The organism is Streptomyces sp. 1114.5, assembly GCF_003635085.1.
Lineage (GTDB): Bacteria > Actinomycetota > Actinomycetes > Streptomycetales > Streptomycetaceae > Kitasatospora.
On sequence record NZ_RBXE01000001.1, the window covers coordinates 514,737 to 535,536 of the forward strand.

Consider the following 20,800-nt stretch of genomic DNA (forward strand, 5'->3'; position numbering starts at 1 on the left):
AACATCAGATCGGGCGAAGGTTTTTGTCCTACCGCCCGCGCAACCACAATGCCACGCTCGCGCCCCCTGCCGGAGCGCGCGCTCCCCCCTGGCCCCCGATGGCATATGCGGCACCGCTCTCCTGCTGTTTCGTCCGGTCCTCTTCGCCTCACGGCTCGTCGGGCTCATTACCCGGCAGCGCCTGCTCGAACCAGACCACCTTGCCGATCCCCTCGGCCCGGGCGCCCCAGCGCAGGGCCAGCCGGCGGACCAGTTCCAGGCCCCGGCCGCCCTCGTCCGCCTCGGCCGCGTGCCGCTCCCGGGGCGGGTCGGGCAACGGGTCGGAGATCTCGACCAGCAGCGTCTCACCGAGCGTCAGCCGTACCCCGATCGGGGCGCTGGCGTACCGGACGGCGTTCGTGACCAGCTCGCTGACCAGCAGTTCGGCGGTGTCGGTGAGTGCCTCGACGCCCCACTCGGCGAGCGTGGCGCGGACCAGCCGGCGGGCCCGGGAGACGGCGGTGGGCTCGGCCGGCAGGGTCCAGCCGGCCGTCGGGGTGCCGGCCTGGCCGTGGCCGAGCCGGGCCAGCAGCAGCGCGACGTCGTCCGGCTCGCGGCCCTGTTCCATGGTGTCGAGCACCGCCTCGCAGGCGGCCTGGATCGAGGCGTGCGGCCCCTGGAGGACGGTGATCAGCCGGCCGAGGCCGACGTCCAGGTCCTTGTCGCGGGACTCGACCAGGCCGTCGGTGCACAGGACGAGCAGACTGCCCTCGGGGATCTTCAGTTCGACCGATTCGAACGGGACGCCGCCCACGCCGAGCGGGGCGCCGGAGGGCAGGTCGAGGATCCGGCCGGCGCCGCCGGGCAGGGGGCCACCGGTGCGGGTCGGCTCCTGGACCTCCTCGCCCGGCACCACCAGCACCGGCGGGATGTGCCCGGCCTTGGCGACGGTCAGCCGGGCCGTCGCCGGGTCGAAGACCGCGTAGACGCAGGTCGCGAGCAGTGCCTCGTCCGGGCCCTGGGCGAGGTCGTCGGCCAGCTCGTGGACGTGTCGCAACAGGACGTCCGGCGGCAGGTCGAGGGCGGCGAGCACCCGGACCGCGGTGCGCAGCCGGCCCATGGTGGCGGCGGCCCGCAGGCCGTGGCCCATGACGTCGCCGACCACCAGGGCGGTGCGGTCGCCGGGCAGCGGGATGACGTCGAACCAGTCGCCGCCGACCTCGGTGCCGCTGCTGCCGGGCACGTACCGGTAGGCGACCTCGACGCCGGTGGGCTGCGGGACCTGCTGCGGGAGCAGGGTGCGCTGGAGGGTGAGCGCGGCGGTGCGCTCGCGGGCGTAGAGGCGGGCGTTGTCCAGCGAGCTGCCGGCCCGGTCGGCCAGTTCGACGGTGAAGGCCAGGTCGTCCCGGTCGAAGCCCTCCCGGTAGCCGGCCCGGCTGACCAGCAGCAGGCCGATCACGATGCCGCGGGCGCGCAGCGGGACGACCAGCATCGAGTGCACGCCGAGGTCGTGGGCGGCCTGCATCTTGGGGTCGCCGGGGTAGGTGACGTCGTCCAGCTGGTCGGCGCCGGAGAGCAGTTCGGGCACGCCGGTGCGCAGGACCCGGCCGCAGGCGGAGTCCTCGGCGAAGGTGATCCGGGCGCCGCGGCGCAGCATCACGTCGACCTCGGGGCCGTCCTGGACGGAGGCGGTGCCGAGCTGGAGCAGCGAGGTGCGCCGGTCGTGGCCGTGTCGGGGGAGGTCGTCACCGTGCGCGACGGCCTGGAGCAGGATCACCGCCGAGTGGTCGGTGAGCCGGGGGACCACCGAGCTGGCGAGCTCCTGGGCGATCCGGGAGGCGTCCAGCAGGTCGCCGACCCGGGAGCCGAACTCGTTGAGCAGCGAGAGCCGGCGCCGGGCGTGCTCGACCTTGGCGACGGCCCGGTAACGCTCGGTCACGTCCATCACGGTGCCGGAGATGCCCAGCACCCGGCCGGAGCGGTCGGTCATCCGGCTGTAGGAGATCGACCGGTAGCCGGCCCGGGTGGTGACCGGCGAGGCCAGGGTGACGTCGATGACCGGCTCGCCGGTGGCCAGCACCTGGCGCTGGATGGCGGTGATCTCGTCGGCGGCCCGCTCCGGCAGCGTCTCGCCGGTGGTGCGGCCGACGTGGTCGTCCGGGGCGACGCCGTTCATCTCGGCGAGGGTCTGGTTGACGGCGGTGTAGCGCAGATCGGTGTCCAGGATGGCGATGCCCAGCGGGGACTGCTCGAACAGCGCGTCGCGCACCGCCAGATCGCGCTCGACGGCCCGTACCGCGGCCGCCTCGGCCATGTTGACCTGCAGGAACGGGGTGCCGTCGCCGTCCACCAGGAGGGAGATCCGGGTGTCCACCGCGACCGGCACGCCGTCCCGGTCGCGCAGTTCGGCGGAGCCGGCCCAGCGGCCGTGCCGCAGGGCGTCCTGGATCGCGGCGCGGATCCGGGCGACCTGCTCGCGGTCGGGGATCAGCTCGTCGATCCGGCGGCCGACCAGTAGCTCGTTCGGCCAGCCGAGCAGTTCCTCGGCGGCCGGGCTCCAGAGCACCACCCGGCCCGCGGTGTCCAGGATCGCGATGGCGACCTTGAGCATGTCGAGCAGGCTGCCCTCGGGCGGGGCGCCGAGGTCGTTCGGGGCGTCGCCGGGCCCGCCGGGGAACGGCCGGCCGGGGCGGCTGCGCAGGCCGCTGCCGCTCTGCGCGCCCGGCTCGGGCAGGGCGAGGGTCGGCGCCGGCTGGGCGGGACGGGTGGCCTCGGGGGCGGAGACGGTGCTCCGGCGGCGGCCGGACGGCGGAAGGGGGGCGGCCGGACGGGCGGCGCGGCGCAGCCGGGCGCGGGCGGCGGCGCTCCCCGCGGTGCCTGCCCGCCGCTCTCCCCCGCCGCCGTTCCCGGTACTCGACACCGACGGGGCCTCCGGCTCTGGTCGGGATCGGCTTCGCCGGCTGGGGAGCGGCTCACCGATGGTGACGAATAGTGCCGAAAAGTGACATACCCAGCAGAACCCAGGCTATCCCGGTCGCCGGGTCGTCTTGTCCGATTGACCTACCCGGCGGACTGCGCGTCGCCGGCCGTGGACGGCCCGGCGGCCGCTTCGTCGCCGACCGTGAGCAGCCGGGCCACGTGCGGCAGCACGTCCCGGTCGTGGTCGATCCAGTCGACGGCGTCCAGCTCGTCCGGGCCCAGCCAGCGCAGCGCATCGTGGTCCTCCAGCGCGCGCGGCTCGCCGGCCAGCAGTTCGGCGGCCCAGAAGCGCAGCTCCAAGCCGGGGCGCACGGCCCACGCGCCGGGCAGCCGGGACAGCGCCCGCGCCCGTACGCCCAGCTCCTCCAGCAGTTCGCGCTCCAGCGCCTGCGCCTCGGTCTCGCCGGGCTCGGCCTTCCCGCCCGGGAACTCCCACCGCCCGGCCACCGCCTCCGGGGAGCTGCGCCGGGCGGCGAGTACCCGGCCGTCCCGGACCAGCGCACCGCCGACCACGATCCGGGGCGCGGCGTGGCTGCCGGCGGCCGGCGGCCGGCGCTGCAGCCTGCTCGGCGGCCTGCCCGGTGGAGTGCGCGGCGGGGGTGGCGGGGGTGGCGTCCATGGCCCCGACCCTATGGCCTCAGGCGTTCCGGGGTGCGCCGTCCCCGGTTCCGGCCGACTCGGCGGCCCGGGCCGGGCCGTCCTCCTCGACCCAGTACAGCTGCTTGTGGCCGCGGGCCTCGAACTCGGCGGCCAGCCGCTGCGCCTCGGCCCGGTCCAGGCCCTTGGCGACCAGGAAGAGGTTTCCGTTGTCGTCCTGTCGCATCACCCGATAGGTGCCCATGGCGGGAGGGTACCCGGCGCTCCCCGGGGCACCGACGACCGTCGTGGTGCCCCCGGCTCGCGTGGGGGTCGAGCCGGGGGGCACGCCCGCGAGGCTATGCGCGGCGCGCTACCGGCAGGTACGGGCGCGGTTAACGGCTGGTAACCGCGGCCGCGGCGGCTCAGACCCGCAGGTCGGGTGCCTGCTCTCCGGTGGACAGGCCCAGTGCGCGGCGGATCTCCACGTTCATCGGCACCGTCTTGGCCACCAGCGCCTTGGCCCGGCGGACGTCGCCCGCCAGATCGCCACCGGAGGCCGCGGCGTCCCAGGCGACGGCCGCCTGCGACTGCGCCTCGACCAGCTTGGAGATCTTCGGCTGGACGTCGACCGGCCAGCCCGCCGTCGGCGAACCGAGCAGGGCGGCCTCGGTGCGGGAGGCGGTGGCCATCCGGCGGGCCCAGTCCCGGTACTCGGTCTCCGCGACGGAGACGTCCTTCTTCGGCTGGCCCAGGTAGACGTCGTCGAAGCCCCGGACCGCCTCCAGGTAGGCCAGCTGGGGCGCGGTCAGGCCGGACCTGTCGGTGTGCACCGACCCCCGGTGCTGGTCGTCGCTGTCCTCGAAGGCGCAGGTGACGTACCGTTCGCCGGCCGCCCAGTTGCGCGCGGTCGGGTAGAGGTAGACGTCGTCCATGCCGTCCGGGACGGCCCACTGGTCCAGCGCGTAGTCGTCCAGCACCTTGCGGCAGAGCCGGCCGGCCGACTCGCGGACCTCGTCCTCGCCCGGGTAGGGGCCGCTGCTCCCGGGGAGCTTGACGGTGCCGGCCACCTCGCCGTGGTGCGGGTCGGCGCAGGGCACCCGGCGCACCCAGTACACCGTCTCGTCGCCGCCGTCCCCGGTCACCGAGCCGCCCTCGGGGGAGCTGTAGCAGTCGCCGGCCTTGAGGGCCGACCAGTGCACGGAGCCGGCCGGCTGCTTCGGGGGCTGGCCGAACCGCCCCGGGTGTGCGGAGCTGAAGTCCCCCGCGCCCAGGAGCAGGGCGAGCAGTACCGTGCCGATGGTGCCGAGCACCACGCCGGTCACCGCCATCCCGAAGCCGCGCTCCCGGCGACGGTTGATCTGGACCAGCGCCACGATGCCGAACAGCAGGGCCAGTGGTGCCACCAGGACCAGACCGGTCACCAGGGAGCCGACCGCGAAGCCGTTGGTGGGGGCCGGCGCCGGGGCGAGGGGCGGGGCGTACGGGTGGCCGGGCTGGGGGCCGGGCTGGAAGCCGGAGTGCGCGGAGGGCGGGACGGAGGCCCAACCGCCGGCCGGCAGCGGGTGCGGCGGCTGGGGCGGGGCGGCCGACGGAGGGACGGCGTGCGGGGGCACGGCCTGCGGGTTCGCGCGGGTGGGCCCGGCGGGGGCGGCCCAGGGGTCGGCGGGCAGGGCGGGCTCGGGCTCGGCGGGCCCGGCGGACTGCGCGGGCTCGTCGTGCTCCTTGCGGAAGTCCACCCGGGGGTCCAGCTCCGCGGCCGGAACCGCCACCCCGGTGCCTCCGGAGGTGTCCGCACCGGCGTCCGCACCCGTCCGCGCGGGCTCGGCTCCCACCGGGGCGGGCAGCTCGGACTGAGGCTCGGACACGTGGACTCCCCCAACCCGCCGGACGGGTATCGGCTCGGCGTTCGGCACCATGGCTCGGACCCGAACGGGCCCGGTGTGAACGGTCGCGCGACTTTACCCGATCTTTTCGAACGCCTGCCCGCCGCCGTCCGGGCCCCCTTCAACCGCCCCTGCGCCCGCTCAGCCGCGGGCCAGGATCTCGCCGTGCAGCATCGAGAACCAGCCGTCCCCCGCGGTGCTCCACTCCCGCCAGCCGGCCGCGATCCGCTCCGGCCCCTCCGGCTCCGCGTACCCCCGCTCGACCACCGCGCGGCCCAGCGCGGTGCCGGTCACCCGGTCCGCCCACATCCCGCCCCACCAGGCGCGCTGCTCGGGCGTCGCGTACGTCCAGGTGGTGGCGCTCGCGGTGACCTCGGCGAAGCCGGCCGCCCGGGCCCAGGACAGCAGCCGTCGGCCGGCGTCCGGCTCGCCGCCGTTGGCGCGGGCGGTCCGCCGGTACAGCTCCAACCAGCGCTCCAGCGCGGGCACTTCCGGGAACCAGGTCATCGAGGCGTAGTCGACGTCGCGCGCCGCGACCACGCCGCCGGGGGCCGTCACCCGCCGCATCTCGCGCAGCGCGGTCACCGGATCGGCCACGTGCTGCAGAACTTGGTGGGCGTGCACGACGTCGAACTCGCCGTCCCGGTACGGCAGTCGGTGGACGTCCGCCTGCTCGAACACGACCTCGGCGGCCGGCCCGGGCCGCCCGGCGACGTACTCCGCGGCCTGCTGCAGCACCTCGGCAGAGGTGTCCACGGCCACCACCCGCCCCTCGGGGCCGACCAGCTCGGCCAGGTCGGCGGTGATCGTGCCGGGCCCGCAGCCGATGTCCAACACGGTCTGCCCGGGCCGCAGTTCGGGCAGCAGGTAGGCGGCCGAGTCGGCGGCGGTCCGGGAGCGGTGCGAGCGCAGGACGGCCTCCTGGTGGCCGTGGGTGTAGACGGCGGCGGGCTGCGGTGCGGACATGGGATCCCCCCTGGCGCGTGGTCGGCTTTCCGTGCTCCTCGACGCCGCCGACGCTACTCTTCGTCCCGCATCCCGAGAAGTTCTGTCTCACATCGTGATCGACCGGGGGTCGGGCGGCACCCGGCCGCCGTACCGTGGAGGCGCCCCCGACAGAACGGTCCCCGCCCATGCCCGGCCAGCGCCCCTTCGTCCTGCTGAGCGCCGCGGTGTCGCTCGACGGCCACCTCGACGACGCCTCCCCCGACCGGCTGCTGCTCTCCAACGCCGCCGACTTCGACCGGGTGGACGAGGAGCGCGCGGCCGCCGACGCGGTCCTGGTCGGCGGCAACACCCTGCGCGCCGACAACCCGCGCCTGCTGGTGAACGACCCCGCGCGCCGGGCCGCCCGGCTGGCGGCCGGCCGGGCCGAGTACCCGCTGAAGGTGACGCTCAGTGCGAGCGGCGACCTCGACGCCGGGCTGCGCTTCTGGCACACCGGCGGCGCCAGACTCGCCTACACCACGGACGCCGGGGCGGCGGTGCTGCGCCCCCGGCTGGGCGGGCTGGCCGAGGTGGTCGCGCTCGGTGACGCGGTGGACCTCGGCGCGGTGCTGGACGACCTGGGCGCGCGCGGTGTGCGCCGGCTGATGGTCGAGGGCGGCGGGGGCGTGCACACCCAGTTCCTGGCCCGGGGCCTGGCGGACGAGCTGCAGCTGGCCGTCGCCCCGCTGCTGGTCGGCCAGGCCGAGGCGCCCCGGTTCGTCCGCCCGGCCGCGTTCCCGGGCGGGCCGGCCCGGCGGATGCGGCTGCTGGAGGCACGTACCGTGGGCGACGTCGTCCTGCTCAGGTACGCCCCGAAGGAGTCCGCGCCGTGAACCGCCCCGCCGCCACCGACCTCGACCACCTGCGCCGGGCCGTCGAGCTCTCCCGCCGCTGCCCGCCGTCCAGGACGGCCTTCTCGGTCGGCGCGGTGATCGTCGGCGCCGACGGCGAGGTGCTGGCCGAGGGGTACAGCCGGGAGACGGACGCGCACGACCACGCCGAGGAGGCGGCCCTGGCCAAGCTCCCGGCCGGCGACCCCCGGCTGCACGGGGCGACCGTCTACAGCTCGCTGGAGCCCTGCGGACAGCGCGCCTCGCGGCCGGTGCCGTGCGCCCGCCTGCTCATCGCCGCGGGGGTGCCGCGCGTGGTGGTCGCCTGGCGCGAGCCGGACCTCTTCGTCACCGACTGCCAGGGCACGGCCCTGCTGGAGGCGGCCGGCGTCGAGGTCGTGGAGCTGCCCGAACTCGCCGACGAGGCCCGCGCGGTCAACGCCCACCTGCTCGGCTGAGCTCGACCCCTCCGGCACCGCCGCCGGAAACGGGGAACCGCCCGGCCCGCTCGGTGCGGGGCGGACGGTTCTCCGTGGGGCCGGCTCACACGTTGAAGCGGAACTCCACCACGTCGCCGTCGTGCATGACGTAGTCCTTGCCCTCGATGCGGGCCTTGCCCTTGCTGCGGGCCTCGGCGATGGAGCCGGTCTCGACCAGGTCGTCGAAGGAGATCACCTCGGCCTTGATGAAGCCCTTCTGGAAGTCGGTGTGGATGACTCCGGCGGCCTCGGGGGCGGTGGCGCCCTTCTTGATGGTCCAGGCCCGGGTCTCCTTGGGGCCGGCCGTCAGGTAGGTCTGCAGGCCGAGGGTGTCGAAACCGACACGGGCGAGGGTGGCGAGGCCGGGCTCCTCCTGGCCCATGGACTGGAGGAGCTCCAGGGCCTCGGCGTCGTCCAGCTCGATGAGCTCGGACTCGATCTTGGCGTTGAGGAAGATCGCCTCGGCCGGGGCGACCAGCTCGCGCTGGGCGTTCTTGAAGTCCTCGTCGGCCAGCTCGGCCTCGTCCACGTTGAAGACGTAGAGGAAGGGCTTGGCGGTCAGCAGGTGGAGGTCGCGGATCGGGGAGGTGTCGAAGCCCGCCTCGAAGAGGGTCTTGCCGGTCTCCAGGATCGCCTGGGCGGCCTCGGCGGCGGCCAGCACGGGCGCGGTGTCCTTCTTGAGGCGCGCCTCCTTCTGGAGCCGCGGCAGGACCTTCTCGATGGTCTGGAGGTCGGCGAGGATCAGCTCGGTGTGGATGGTCTCGATGTCGTCCTTGGGCGACACCTTGCCGTCCACGTGCACCACGTCCGGGTCGGTGAAGGCGCGCACGACCTGGCAGATCGCGTCCGACTCGCGGATGTTGGCGAGGAACTTGTTGCCCAGGCCCTCGCCCTCGCTGGCGCCGCGCACGATGCCGGCGATGTCGACGAAGTCGACGGTGGCCGGGAGGATGCGCTGGGAGCCGAAGATCTCGGCGAGCTTGGCCAGCCGCGCGTCCGGGACGCCGACCACACCGACGTTCGGCTCGATGGTGGCGAACGGGTAGTTGGCCGCCAGCACGTCGTTCTTGGTCAGGGCGTTGAACAGGGTCGACTTGCCGACGTTCGGCAGGCCGACGATTCCGATCGTGAGCGACATGAAGCGCAGTCCCGGGGCTTGGAGGAGTTGGGTCGGCACCGTGCGGGCCGACCCCCAAGTCTACGGGCAGCGTCCGCGGAGCCTCACGCCTCGGTCGACGAGCAGGTCAGCCCACCCGAGCGACGATCACATGAGTACGCCGCCCGGAGACACGGGACAAGACCTGAACGGTCCATTACACAGTGTGGCGATGATCGGACCGTACGTTGGGCGGGTGGAGCAGAGCATCCGTACCCAGCCGCCAGGGCCCAGACGCCGTCCGCCGAACGGCGCGGCCGCAGCCGCCGTCCCCGGTCCAGGCCGGGCTCCCGGGGCCGACGGAGCCCCCGCCTCCCGGCTGCGCCCGGTGGCCGGGCCGCCCCCCGCCCGACCGGCCGCCCCCCGGTTGCGCCTGCCGCTGCGCGGGCGCGGCGACGCACAGCTGTACGGGCGGCGACGGACCGGCCGGCCGACCCGGCTGACGGCCGTCGGCACCGGCGTCGTCGCCGTCCTGGCCACGCTCGCGGTGGCGGGCGTGGACCGGCTGCTCTTCGACGGCCTGGGCTGGCTGTTCGGCCTCGGCTACCTGGTGGTCTGCTTCCAGCTGGCCGTCCGGGTCCGCTACGTCGACCTGCTGGCCGCGCCGATCAGCGGGCCGATCGCCTTCGCCCTGGCGCTGGTGCTGCTCGCCCCGGTCGGCTCCTCGGGCGTCACCGCCCAGGTGGTCTCGCTGGCGACCGGGCTGGCGCTGCGGGCCGGCTGGCTGTTCACCGGCACCGGGCTCGCCGCGCTGATCGTGCTCGCCCGCTTCATCGCCCAGCGCCGGATCCAGCGCTCCCGCTGACTGACGCGGCCACCGGGAGCGCAGGACACCGGGAGCACCGGGGCCGGGACCCGCAGGTCAGCCCGCCGCCCGGGCCGCCGCCATGGCGGCACCGACGATGCCCGCGTCGTTGCGCAGCTCCGCCGGCACCACCTGCGCGTCGCGGTCCTTCAGCAGCGGCAGGAACTTCTCGTGCTTGCGGCTCACCCCGCCGCCGATCACGATCAGCTGCGGAGAGAAGAGCATCTCCACCAGGTCCAGGTACTCGTCGACCCGTCCGGCCCACTGCTCCCAGTCCAGCCCGTGCCGCTCCTTGGCGGCCGAGGAGGCCCGGCGCTCGGCGTCCTTGCCGCGCAGCTCCAGGTGGCCCAGCTCGGTGTTGGGCACCAGCGCACCGTCGGTGAAGAGCGCGCTGCCGATGCCGGTGCCGAAGGTGAGCACCAGGACGACGCCCCGCCGGCCCCGCCCGGCGCCGTGGGTCATCTCGGCGAGCCCGGCGGCGTCCGCGTCGTTCAGGACGGTCGCGGGCAGGTCCAGTGCCTCGCGGAACAGGCCCTCGGCGTCCAGGCCGATCCAGCCCTTGTCCACATTGGCCGCGGTCCTGGTCCGGCCGCCGACCACCACGCCGGGGAAGGTCAGCCCGACCGGCCCGCGGTGGTCGAAGTGGCGGACCACCTCGCGGACGGCGGCGACCACGGCCTCGGGGGCGGACGGCTGCGGGGTGAGCACCTTGTGGCGCTCCTCGGTGAGCGCGCCCCGGGCGAGGTCGACCGGCGCGCCCTTGATCCCCGAGCCGCCGATGTCCACGCCGAATACCGCCGTCATCACGTCCGCCCTCCGCCGTCCGCCCGCGGACCCGCTTGTCCACAGCCTGTGCACAAAACTACGAGAGGGCGCACGGGCCCGCACAGCGGAAAGCGAAACGCCGGCCGGCGGCGAGCAGGGCGGTGAAACGCCGGAGAGCCCGGCACCCCGCGGGGGGCACCGGGCTCTCCGGAGGTGTCAGAGCTTGCCGGCCGCCTCGGCGCGCAGGTCACGGCGCAGTTCCTTGGGCAGCGAGAAGATCAGGTGCTCCTCGGCGGTCTTGACGGTCTCGACCGTGTCGTAGCCGCGCGCGGCCAGGAATTCGAGCACGCCGTCGACCAGGATCTCCGGCACCGAGGCGCCGCTGGTCAGGCCGACGGTGGTGACGCCCTCCAGCCACTCCTCGCGGATCTCCTCGGCGAAGTCCACCAGGTGGGCGGCCTTGGCGCCGTACTCCAGGCCGACCTCGACCAGGCGGACCGAGTTGGAGGAGTTCTTGGAGCCGACCACGATCAGCAGGTCGGTCTCGGGGGCCAGCTGCTTGACCGCGACCTGGCGGTTCTGGGTCGCGTAGCAGATGTCGTCGCTGGGCGGGCTGACCAGCGCCGGGAAGCGGTTCTTCAGCTCGCCGACGGTGGCCATGGTCTCGTCCACCGACAGCGTGGTCTGGGACAGCCAGACGACCTTGGACTCGTCCCGGACCTTCACGTTGGCGACGTCCTCGGCACCGTCCACCAGGTGGATCCGGTCCGGGGCCTCGCCCATGGTGCCGATGACCTCCTCGTGGCCCTCGTGGCCCACCAGCAGGATGTCGAAGCCCTCGTCGGCGAAGCGCACGGCCTCCTTGTGCACCTTGGTGACCAGCGGGCAGGTGGCGTCGATGGTGGCGAGCTTGCCGGCCCGCGCCTCGTCGTGGACGGACGGGGCGACGCCGTGCGCGGAGAAGACCACGATCGAGCCCTCGGGCACCTCCTCCGTCTCGTCGACGAAGATCGCGCCCTTCTTCTCCAGGGTCTGCACCACGTACTTGTTGTGGACGATCTGCTTGCGGACGTAGACGGGGGCCCCGTACTGCTCCAGGGCCTTCTCCACGGCGATCACGGCGCGGTCGACTCCCGCGCAGTAGCCCCGGGGGGCGGCGAGCAGGACACGGCGCTGCGCGGTGTTGGACATGGCTCCATCGTACGGGCGATGGGGAACCGCGCCGCCCGCGGAGGGGAGCCGCGCCGACGGCGGGCATGTTCCGTGCAGACCCGGTCGCGAGTGCTCAAATGTGGTGCCTATGAGCCCTGTGAACGAGCAGGCGACGCCGAGCGGCCTGCGCCGCAGCCTGGGCGTCCGCGATCTGATGGTCTACGGACTGCTGTTCATCGCCCCGATGGCCCCGGTCGGCGTGTTCGGCGTGCTGGACGCCAAGAGCCACGGCGCGGTCGCCACCGTCTACCTGGCGGCCACGGTGGCGATGGGCCTGACCGCCTTCTCGTACGCCCAGATGGTGCGCGCGGTGCCGCAGACCGGATCGGTGTTCGCCTACGCACGGGCCGGGCTGGGCGAGGGCCCCGGGTTCATCGCCGGCTGGATGGCGATGCTGGACTACCTGCTGATCCCGGCGGTGGCCTACCTGTTCTCCGGGATCGCGCTGCACTCCCTGGTGCCGGGCGTCTCGCGCTGGCTGTGGACGGCGATCGCGGTCGTGGTGACCACCGCGCTCAACCTGGTCGGGGTGCGGACGGCGGCGGTGGTCGGCTTCGCGGTGCTCGCGATGGAGATCGCGGTGCTGCTGGCGTTCATGGCGGCGGCCGTGGTGGCGCTCGCCCAGGACGGCGCCCGGCGCGGCTGGGACACCCCGTTCACCGCCGTCGGCGACTTCTCGCTGACCGCGGTGGTCTCGGCGGTGTCCGTCGCGGTGCTCTCCTACCTGGGCTTCGACGCGATCGCCACCTTCGTGGAGGAGGCGGTCGGCGCCTCGGCGGCGGTGGCCCGGGCGGTGCTCTGGTGCCTGGCCCTGGCCGGGGTGCTGTTCGTCGCCCAGACCTACCTGGCGGCGGTGCTGGAACCGATGAGCCCGCAGCAGTTGGCCGCCGACCCGGCGGCGCAGGGCTCGGCCTTCTACGACACCGTGGAGAGCGGGGTCGGGCACTGGCTGCACGTGCTGGTCGCGGCCGGCAAGGCGATCGGCGCGGCCTTCGCGGCCCTGGCCGGGCAGGCGGCGGCCGGGCGGCTGGTCTTCGCGATGAGCCGGGACGGGCGGCTGCCGCGCGTCCTCGGCACGGTCGACCCGGCCAGCGCGGTGCCGCGCCGGGCGCTGCTGGCGGCCGCGGTGATCACCATGGCGGCGGCGGTCTGGGCGGCGAACCGGGACGACGGTCTCGACCAGCTGACCTCGGTGGTGAACGTGGGCGCGCTGACCGCCTTCGCGCTGCTGCACGCCTCGGTGATCGGCTGGTACACGGTGCGGCACGGCTCGCGGGACCGCCTGCGGCACCTGGTCGTCCCGGCGCTGGGGATCGCGGTGATCGGTGCGGTGGTCTACGAGGCCTCGACCACCGCTCAGCTCGTCGGGCTCACCTGGCTGGCGGTCGGCCTGGTGGTGCTCGGCGTCCAGGGCTCCACCGGTTCGACCGGCCCGGGCGGCTCGCACGGTTCGGGCGCCGGCGGTGTCGGCCCGCGCCGCTAGCCTCGTACGCATGGCCAACACCAGCTCCCCCGAAGCACCGCTCCCGGTCGGCAAGGTCTCCGCGCTGATCGGCGGCTGGATCGACCGGCTCGGCGCGGTGTGGGTGGAGGGACAGATCACCCAGCTCAGCCGTCGCCCCGGGGCGGGCGTGGTGTTCCTGACCCTGCGCGACCCGCAGGCCGACGTGTCACTCACGGTGACCTGCTTCCGCTCGGTGTTCGACCAGGTCGCGGAGGTGGTGCAGGAGGGCGCACGGGTCGTCGTGCACGCCAAGCCGGAGTGGTACGCGGCGCGCGGGCAGCTGTCGATGCGCGCCTCCGAGATCCGGCCGGTCGGGCTGGGCGAGCTGCTGGCCCGGCTGGAGCAGCTGAAGCGGCGGCTCGCCGGGGAGGGCCTGTTCGCGGCCGAGCGCAAGAAGCCGCTGCCGTTCCTGCCGCAGTGCGTCGGGCTGGTCACCGGGCGCGGCTCGGCGGCCGAGCGGGACGTGCTGGAGAACGCCCGGCGGCGCTGGCCGGCCGTCCGCTTCGAGGTGCGCAACGTCCCGGTGCAGGGGGTCAGCGCGGTGGAGCGGGTGAGCGCGGCCGTGCGGGAGCTGGACGAGCATCCCGAGGTGGACGTGATCATCGTGGCCCGCGGCGGCGGCAGCGTGGAGGACCTGCTGCCGTTCTCGGACGAGGGGCTGGTGCGGCTGGTCGCGGCCGCCCGTACGCCGGTGGTCAGCGCGATCGGGCACGAGCCGGACCAGCCGCTGCTGGACTTCGTCGCCGACCTTCGCGCCTCCACCCCGACCGATGCCGCCAAACGGGTGGTTCCGGACGTCGGCGAGGAGCTGGCCAAGGTCCACCAGCTGCGCGACCGCGCCCGCCGGCACGTGCTGGCCCGGGTCGAGCGCGAGCAGCACGGGCTGGACGGGCTGCGCAGCCGCCCCTCGCTGGCCGCCCCGCACCGGATGCTGGACGGCCGCGGGCAGGAGGTGGAGGGCCTGCTGGAGCGGGCCCGGCGCACCCTGCGGCACCGGCTGGACCACGCGCAGAGCGACCTCGGGCACACCCTGGCCCGGGTGGTCGCGCTCTCCCCGGCGGCCACCCTGGAACGCGGCTACGCGGTGCTCCAGCGGGCGGACGGCACGGTGGTGACCGACCCGGCGCAGGCCGCGTCCGGCGAGGGGCTGCACGCCATGGTGGCGGGCGGCGGCTTCGACGTCACCGTCGACTAGGGCAGGCCCTGGGCTGTCCGGCGGACGGCCGGGCCGGCTGTCGGTCCCACCCCCTACGCTGGCACGCATGGCAGAGCAGCAGGAGCAGCAGGACGCGGCGGCACCGGGCCCGGACGACGCACTGGGCTACGAGCACGCCCGGGACGCGCTGCTGGACGTCGTCCGGCAGCTGGAGAACGGCGGGACGTCGCTGGAGGAGTCGCTGGCCCTGTGGGAGCGCGGCGAGCAGCTGGCGAAGGTGTGCCAGCGCTGGCTGGACGGCGCCCGGGCCCGGCTGGACGCCGCGCTGGCCGCCGAGGAGGGCGGGGTGCCCGGCGGCGAGTGAGGCCGATGGGGCAAGTGATGCGGGTCACATTCCCTTGGGGAATCGTTGAATATTCACCTATGTTGGAGCAGGTGATCGGCCACGGCCGGTCACACCGACGAACCCCCTCCCGCATGAGGTGCAGAAGCATGACCACCGACGCCCTGGCTCTCGACGCCGCCGCCCAGGACCTGCTGTTCCGCGAGGCCCGCACCGCGAACACCTTCACCGACGAGCCGGTCAGCGAGGAGCAGGTCCAGGCCATCTACGACCTGGTCAAGTACGGCCCGACCGCCTTCAACGCGCAGCCGCTGCGCGTCGTGCTGGTCCGCTCGGCCGAGGGCCGCGAGCGCCTCGTCCAGCACCTGGCGGACGGCAACAAGGCGAAGACCGCCGCCGCCCCGCTGGTCGCCATCCTGGCCGCGGACAACGAGTTCCACGAGGAGCTGCCGACCCAGTTCCCGCACTTCCCGCAGGCCAAGGACGTGTTCTTCTCGGAGCGCCCGGTCCGCGAGCAGTCGGCCGCGCTGAACGGCGCCCTGCAGGCCGCCTACTTCCTCATCGGCGTGCGCGCCGCCGGCCTGGCCGCCGGCCCGATGACCGGCTTCGACGCCGAGGGCATCAACAAGGAGTTCTTCGCCGACGGCGACCACTCGGTGCTGGCCGTGGTCAACATCGGCAAGCCGGGCGAGGACGCCTGGTTCCCGCGTTCGCCGCGCCTGGCGTACGACGAGGTCGTCACCACGGTCTGACGCCCCCGCGCCACAGCCCGCAGCAGAGGGCCCCGCACCGGTTCGTCCGGTGCGGGGCCCTCTGGCGTTCGCGTTCCCCGGGCCTGGTGCCACTTGAGCGCCCGGGCCTGGCGCTACTTGAGCGCCCGGGCCTGGCGCTACTTGAGCGCCTGGGCCAGCTCGGCCAGCTCCTCGTAGGAGGCGGTGCCGGTGAGCAGGGTGGTCCCGGAGCCGGTCGGCGCGGTCAGCGCGCGGGCCTTCTCGCCCTGCACCCGCTCCCAGGTGCGGCCGGCCACCTCGGAGGTGCCGTCCGGCTGCCCGCCCGCGACCTTGTCGGACAGCAGCGAGTCGCGCGGCGCGTCGCTCTGCTCGACCGCCGCGTACTGGCCCGACGGCGTCACGAAGCCCAGGTGCCAGGCGTTGCCCTTGCCGTTGTTCTGGTCGGCCGGCCGGTAGCTGACGGAGGTGGCCCGCCACTTGTCGGGCAGCCCCTCCGGAGCGAGCAGCGGGTACGGCGCGGCGCGCTTGGCGGTGGCCGCCGCCACCTTGTACTCGACCACGTGCACCGGGTCGCTGTCGGCGTCGTGCGGGAGGAACAGGTACCCGACCCAGACGACGAAACCGACCGCCAGCATCGACAGGACCATGTCCCGTACGGTCTGGCGGCCCCTCATGCCCTTGCTCTCTGCAGCCACCCCCACATGGTGACTCATCCACATCCCGGCCCGGCCACCCGGGGTGTCCACGGACGGGTGAACCGGGCGAAACGATGCTTATCGCACCGCTGGGGCGACCCGCGCCACAGACAGTCATCTCGTGGGCAGATACGATCGCAGAACCCTCACCACGGCGTTCGACCTGGCAGTAGTCGGGCGCTCACTGGCCGTCGCGTACAGAGAGGTAACGACGATGACCACGCAGTACCCGCACCACCTTCCCAGTGCCCTGGAGGTCGCGCCCGAGGCTCCGGACCGGAACCTCGCGCTCGAACTCGTCCGGGTCACCGAGGCGGCCGCGATGGCCGCCGGCCGGTGGGTCGGACGTGGCGACAAGAACGGCGCAGACGGCGCAGCCGTGAAGGCGATGCGCACCCTCGTCTCGACCGTGTCGATGAACGGCGTGGTCGTCATCGGCGAGGGCGAGAAGGACGAAGCCCCGATGCTCTACAACGGCGAGCGGGTCGGCGACGGCACCGGCGCCGAGTGCGACGTCGCGGTGGACCCGGTGGACGGCACCACCCTCACGGCCAAGGGCATGAACAACGCCGTGGCCGTGCTCGCCGTCGCCGACCGCGGCACCATGTTCGACCCCAGCGCCGTGTTCTACATGGACAAGCTGGTGGCCGGCCCCGAGGCCGCCGAGTTCGTCGACATCACCGCCCCGGCGGCCGTCAACATCCGCCGGGTCGCCAAGGCCAAGGGCAGCGCCGTCGAGGACGTCACCGTCGTCGTGCTCGACCGCCCGCGCCACGACGGCCTGGTCCGGGAGATCCGCGAGGCGGGCGCCCGGATCAAGTTCATCTCCGACGGCGACGTGGCCGGCGCGATCATGGCCGCCCGCGAGGGCACCGGCGTCGACCTGCTGATGGGCATCGGCGGCACCCCGGAGGGCATCATCGCGGCCTGCGCGATGAAGTGCATGGGCGGCGTGATCCAGGGCCGGCTGTGGCCCAAGGACGACGCCGAGCGGCAGAAGGCCCTCGACGCCGGCCACGACCTGGACCGGGTGCTCACCACCGACGACCTGGTCAGCGGCGAGAACGTGTTCTTCGTCGCCACCGGCATCACCGACGGCGAGCTGCTGCGCGGGGTGCACTACCGCTCGGAGACCGCCACCACCAGCTCGCTGGTGATGCGCTCCAAGAGCGGCACGATCCGCGAGATCAACTCCACCCACAAGCTCTCGAAGCTGCGGGCGTACAGCGCGATCGACTTCGACCGCGCCAACTGACGCACCCGGCCAGGGCGTTCTCGGAGAACACGCCCCACGGAACAGCGCGCGGCGGCCCCGGCGGAATCCCCCTCCGCCGGGGCCGCCGCGCGTCCGGACCCGGACCTTCGGGCGCCCGGTCCGCGGCGCCGGGGTCTTCGGCCGGCCGTCACCCGGCTATCCGGGCCCGCGCGGCCGCCGGCACCCGGGCCGCCTCGCGCAGCTCCCCGTCCCGGCGGCGGCGCCGGGCCAGCACCACCCGCCGCTCGGCGGCCGTCAGCCCGCCCCAGACCCCGTACGGCTCCGGCTGCGCCAGCGCATGCTCGCGGCACTCCAGCAGCACCGGGCAGCGCGCACAGACCCGCTTGGCCTGCTCCTCGCGGGACAGCCGGGCCGCGGTCGGTTCCTTGGAGGGCGCGAAGAACAAACCCACCTCGTCCCGTCGGCAGGCCGCACCGGTGTGCCAGGGGTTGTCCTCGCCCGCGGCGGCACCCGCCGGGCCGCCGGGGGGCTGCGGCTGCGGACTGACGCCGGTGCGGCGCTCCAGCAACTGCGCGGCAGCGACGGGCGAAGTGGTGCGGGACTCGATCGGATGCAGCACGGCCGTACTCCTGACGAGGCTCTCGGACACGGGGGAACCTCGCTCCCCTGCCCGGCTGCGAGCCCCCGCTGTCGAACCCTCCGGAACGGCCGTTGGGCCGCCTCCGGTGCGCAGCCGCACAAGAAGCGATGTGCGGAAGGAACTACCCCGTCCGGCCGCGATTCATGCACACTGCACGCAATCGACTACGGAGTGCACCGGGCACAACGCCGAGCGCCCGACCGGGAGTTGATCCACGGCCGGGCGCTGGGCAGGTCAACGGCTGCTACTCGGTGCCGAGTTGGCGCCGCACCCACTCCTTGATCTTCTTGCCCTGGCGCGGCTTGGCGGTGCAACCACCGAACAGCGCAAGGCCCTTGACCCGGACAACCGGAGCGTACGGGTCCGCCGCGGTCTGCTCCCGAACGTCGAAACCGCCGAACAGGCCGAGCCCGCCGCCGTGCAGGCTGACGTTCTCCGGCACCCGGACCTCGACCCCGCCGAACATCGCCACGACCACGATCTCCACCTCGGGAGACTCGAACACGGCGTCGCTCAGGTCGATCTCCACCCCGCCGAACGCGGCGAAGGCCTTCAGGTGCGAACCCACCCGCCAGCGGCCCTTGCGGGACGCACCGCCGAAGATCGCCACCACCGAGGGCGACTCCTGGCGCGCGGGCGGCTGCGGCGGCGCAGCGGGGGCCGCCGCGCCCAGCGGCTGCTTCTCGAAGGAGAGCGGGCGGGCCGGCAGGTCCCTGGTCAGCGGCGCCAGTTCGCCGAAGGTCTTGGCGGCGTACGCGGCCTCGATCCGCTCCGCGTGCTCGTCCGCGTCCAGCCGGCCCTCGGCGTAGGCGTCCCGCAGCAGTTCCGCGACCCGCTCGCGATCGGCGTCCGAGACCCGCATCTCCGCCTGCGCCACCGGGGCGTGCGACGACGCGGCCCCGGGCGCGGGGTCCGGCTTGGGTTCGGGCGTGAGGTGGGGCTTGGGCTCGGCCTCGGATTTGGTCATCGGTACGGGCGCCGGCACCGGCGGCTGCCCCGGATCGTCGTGCGACGGCGAGTTGTCCACGGGGCCCAGCCTAGCCGCTCGCACTCCTGCCCGAGTGAGCCCCGTCACGCAAGGCTGCCCTGTCCGCATGCCGCCTGCGCCCGGGTCCTACCCTGGATGGTGCTTCGCCGACGCAGCCGGACCACTGGACACCTAAGGACCGCCCCGATGGCTCCCACGCCAGACTTCGAGTACAGCGACCTGCTCCCCCTGGGCGCTGACCCGACCCCGTACCGCAAGCTGACCTCCGAGGGTGTCTCCACCTTCGAGGCCGGCGGCCGGACCTTCCTCCAGGTCGAGCCCGAGGCGCTGCGGCTGCTCACGGCCGAGGCGATGCACGACATCTCGCACTACCTGCGCCCCGCCCACCTCGCCCAGCTGCGCCGCATCCTGGACGACCCGGAGGCCAGCCCCAACGACCGCTTCGTCGCGCTCGACCTGCTGAAGAACGTCAACATCTCGGCCGGCGGCATCCTCCCGATGTGCCAGGACACCGGCACCGCGATCGTCATGGGCAAGCGCGGCCAGAACGTGCTCACCCAGGGCGGCGACGAGTCCGCCATCGCGCGCGGCGTGTACGACGCGTACACCAAGCTCAACCTGCGCTACTCCCAGATGGCCCCGGTGACCACCTGGGACGAGAAGAACACCGGCAACAACCTGCCGGCCCAGATCGAGCTGTACGCCACCGACGGCGACGCGTACAAGTTCCTCTTCATGGCCAAGGGCGGCGGCTCCGCCAACAAGTCGTACCTGTACCAGGAGACCAAGGCCATCCTGAACGAGGCGAGCATGCTCTCGTTCCTGGAGCAGAAGATCCGCTCGCTCGGCACCGCGGCCTGCCCGCCGTACCACCTGGCCATCGTGATCGGCGGCACCAGCGCCGAGTTCGCGCTCAAGACCGCCAAGTACGCCTCGGCGCACTACCTGGACAACCTGCCGACCTCCGGCAACGCCAAGACCGGCCACGGCTTCCGCGACCTGGAGCTGGAGGCCAAGGTCACCGAGCTGACCCAGAAGATCGGCATCGGCGCCCAGTTCGGCGGCAAGTACTTCTGCCACGACGTGCGCGTGGTGCGCCTGCCGCGGCACGGCGCCTCGCTGCCGGTCGCCATGGCCGTCTCCTGCTCCGCCGACCGCCAGGCGCTCGGCAAGATCACCGCCGAGGGCGTCTTCCTGGAGCAGCTGGAGACCGACCCGGCCAAGTACCTGCCGGAGACCACCGACGAGCACCTGGACGACGACGTGGTGCGGGTCGACCTCGACCAGCCGATGTCCGCGATCCGCGCCGAACTCTCCAAGTACCCGGTGAAGACCCGCCTCTCCCTCACCGGCACCCTGGTCGTCGCCCGCGACATCGCCCACGCCAAGATCAAGGAGCGCCTGGACGCCGGCGAGGGCATGCCCAAGTACCTCCAGGACCACCCGGTCTACTACGCGGGCCCGGCCAAGACCCCCGAGGGCTACGCCTCCGGCTCCTTCGGCCCGACCACGGCCGGCCGGATGGACTCCTACGTCGACCAGTTCCAGGCGGCCGGCGGCTCGATGGTCATGCTCGCCAAGGGCAACCGCAGCAAGCAGGTCACCGACGCCTGCGCCCAGCACGGCGGCTTCTACCTCGGCTCCATCGGCGGCCCGGCGGCCCGCCTCGCCCAGGACTGCATCAAGAAGGTCGAGGTCCTGGAGTACGCCGAACTCGGCATGGAGGCCGTCTGGCGCATCGAGGTCGAGGACTTCCCGGCGTTCATCGTGGTGGACGACAAGGGCAACGACTTCTTCCGCGAGACCACCGAGGGCCCGCTGATCACCAACCTCCGCGTCCGCTCCAAGGAGTAGCCCGAAGGCGTGCACCTCC

The 20,800-nt window shown here is 73.8% G+C and carries 18 protein-coding genes and 1 pseudogene; 8 read left to right on the forward strand and 11 right to left on the reverse strand.

Going from position 1 to position 20,800, the window contains the following annotated elements; translation table 11 throughout:
* Window positions 1–148 precede the first annotated feature (148 nt).
* The 5 genes from BX285_RS02170 to BX285_RS02190 all read right to left on the reverse strand — a co-directional run bounded on the left by BX285_RS02170 (window position 149) and on the right by BX285_RS02190 (window position 6,386).
* The gene (locus tag BX285_RS02170; RefSeq protein WP_121174317.1) at window positions 149–2,899 is read right to left on the reverse strand and encodes a SpoIIE family protein phosphatase; all 2,751 of its coding nucleotides are present in this window, start codon (window positions 2,897–2,899) and stop codon (window positions 149–151) included.
* A 140-nt stretch (window positions 2,900–3,039) separates the two neighbouring features.
* Window positions 3,040–3,471: an NUDIX domain-containing protein gene (locus tag BX285_RS02175; RefSeq protein ID WP_121174318.1), complete on the reverse strand. Its 432-nt coding sequence runs from the start codon at window positions 3,469–3,471 to the stop codon at window positions 3,040–3,042.
* Between the two features lie 124 nt (window positions 3,472–3,595).
* Window positions 3,596–3,799 (reverse strand): SPOR domain-containing protein, encoded by a 204-nt coding sequence (locus BX285_RS02180; RefSeq protein ID WP_121174319.1) that lies wholly within the window; start codon window positions 3,797–3,799, stop codon window positions 3,596–3,598.
* A gap of 160 nt (window positions 3,800–3,959) precedes the next feature.
* Entirely contained in the window at window positions 3,960–5,402 is a 1,443-nt protein-coding gene (locus BX285_RS02185; RefSeq protein ID WP_183106984.1) for a DUF4190 domain-containing protein, read from the reverse strand.
* Window positions 5,403–5,561: 159 nt separating this feature from the next.
* Window positions 5,562–6,386: a methyltransferase domain-containing protein gene (locus BX285_RS02190; RefSeq protein WP_121174321.1), complete on the reverse strand. Its 825-nt coding sequence runs from the start codon at window positions 6,384–6,386 to the stop codon at window positions 5,562–5,564.
* A gap of 167 nt (window positions 6,387–6,553) precedes the next feature.
* On the opposite strand from BX285_RS02190, the pseudogene BX285_RS38075 reads away from it, so the two are divergent.
* Window positions 6,554–7,695: pseudogene (locus tag BX285_RS38075) on the forward strand (dihydrofolate reductase family protein).
* A gap of 85 nt (window positions 7,696–7,780) precedes the next feature.
* Here BX285_RS38075 and ychF read toward each other — a convergent pair.
* Window positions 7,781–8,854 (reverse strand): redox-regulated ATPase YchF, encoded by a 1,074-nt coding sequence (gene ychF / locus BX285_RS02205; RefSeq protein WP_097236415.1) that lies wholly within the window; start codon window positions 8,852–8,854, stop codon window positions 7,781–7,783.
* A 346-nt stretch (window positions 8,855–9,200) separates the two neighbouring features.
* On the opposite strand from ychF, the gene BX285_RS02210 reads away from it, so the two are divergent.
* On the forward strand, window positions 9,201–9,677 hold the full coding sequence (locus BX285_RS02210; RefSeq protein WP_097236416.1) for a DUF6542 domain-containing protein: 477 nt from the start codon (window positions 9,201–9,203) through the stop codon (window positions 9,675–9,677).
* Between the two features lie 57 nt (window positions 9,678–9,734).
* Here BX285_RS02210 and ppgK read toward each other — a convergent pair whose 3' ends face one another.
* The gene (ppgK, locus tag BX285_RS02215) at window positions 9,735–10,481 is read right to left on the reverse strand and encodes a polyphosphate--glucose phosphotransferase (RefSeq protein WP_097236417.1); all 747 of its coding nucleotides are present in this window, start codon (window positions 10,479–10,481) and stop codon (window positions 9,735–9,737) included.
* 177 nt (window positions 10,482–10,658) lie between these two features.
* The gene (locus BX285_RS02220) at window positions 10,659–11,633 is read right to left on the reverse strand and encodes a 4-hydroxy-3-methylbut-2-enyl diphosphate reductase (protein ID WP_097236418.1); all 975 of its coding nucleotides are present in this window, start codon (window positions 11,631–11,633) and stop codon (window positions 10,659–10,661) included.
* Between the two features lie 109 nt (window positions 11,634–11,742).
* On the opposite strand from BX285_RS02220, the gene BX285_RS02225 reads away from it, so the two are divergent.
* The 4 genes from BX285_RS02225 (at window position 11,743) to BX285_RS02240 (ending at window position 15,409) form a co-directional block, all read left to right on the forward strand.
* A complete protein-coding gene (locus BX285_RS02225; protein ID WP_121174324.1) occupies window positions 11,743–13,137 on the forward strand; it encodes an APC family permease in 1,395 nt (464 codons plus the stop codon).
* Between the two features lie 10 nt (window positions 13,138–13,147).
* Window positions 13,148–14,353, forward strand: coding sequence for an exodeoxyribonuclease VII large subunit (gene xseA / locus BX285_RS02230; protein ID WP_121174325.1), 1,206 nt, complete (start codon window positions 13,148–13,150; stop codon window positions 14,351–14,353).
* A 67-nt stretch (window positions 14,354–14,420) separates the two neighbouring features.
* Window positions 14,421–14,678, forward strand: coding sequence for an exodeoxyribonuclease VII small subunit (locus BX285_RS02235; protein WP_097236421.1), 258 nt, complete (start codon window positions 14,421–14,423; stop codon window positions 14,676–14,678).
* Window positions 14,679–14,806: 128 nt separating this feature from the next.
* Complete coding sequence (locus BX285_RS02240) at window positions 14,807–15,409, forward strand: malonic semialdehyde reductase (protein WP_097236422.1); 603 nt, start codon at window positions 14,807–14,809, stop codon at window positions 15,407–15,409.
* Between the two features lie 137 nt (window positions 15,410–15,546).
* Here the strand turns inward: BX285_RS02240 and BX285_RS02245 are convergent, their stop codons facing one another.
* Window positions 15,547–16,083: a DUF4245 domain-containing protein gene (locus tag BX285_RS02245; protein ID WP_259470407.1), complete on the reverse strand. Its 537-nt coding sequence runs from the start codon at window positions 16,081–16,083 to the stop codon at window positions 15,547–15,549.
* A 214-nt stretch (window positions 16,084–16,297) separates the two neighbouring features.
* Here BX285_RS02245 and glpX point away from each other — a divergent pair, with 214 nt between their 5' ends.
* The gene (glpX, locus tag BX285_RS02250) at window positions 16,298–17,338 is read left to right on the forward strand and encodes a class II fructose-bisphosphatase (RefSeq protein ID WP_030055344.1); all 1,041 of its coding nucleotides are present in this window, start codon (window positions 16,298–16,300) and stop codon (window positions 17,336–17,338) included.
* A gap of 148 nt (window positions 17,339–17,486) precedes the next feature.
* Here the strand turns inward: glpX and BX285_RS39090 are convergent, their stop codons facing one another.
* Both BX285_RS39090 and BX285_RS02260 read right to left on the reverse strand, forming a co-directional pair.
* On the reverse strand, window positions 17,487–17,864 hold the full coding sequence (locus BX285_RS39090) for a WhiB family transcriptional regulator (protein ID WP_097240032.1): 378 nt from the start codon (window positions 17,862–17,864) through the stop codon (window positions 17,487–17,489).
* A gap of 319 nt (window positions 17,865–18,183) precedes the next feature.
* Complete coding sequence (locus BX285_RS02260) at window positions 18,184–18,966, reverse strand: DUF1707 domain-containing protein (protein WP_259470408.1); 783 nt, start codon at window positions 18,964–18,966, stop codon at window positions 18,184–18,186.
* Between the two features lie 147 nt (window positions 18,967–19,113).
* Here BX285_RS02260 and BX285_RS02265 point away from each other — a divergent pair, with 147 nt between their 5' ends.
* Window positions 19,114–20,781, forward strand: coding sequence for a fumarate hydratase (locus BX285_RS02265; protein ID WP_097236424.1), 1,668 nt, complete (start codon window positions 19,114–19,116; stop codon window positions 20,779–20,781).
* Window positions 20,782–20,800: the final 19 nt, after the last annotated feature.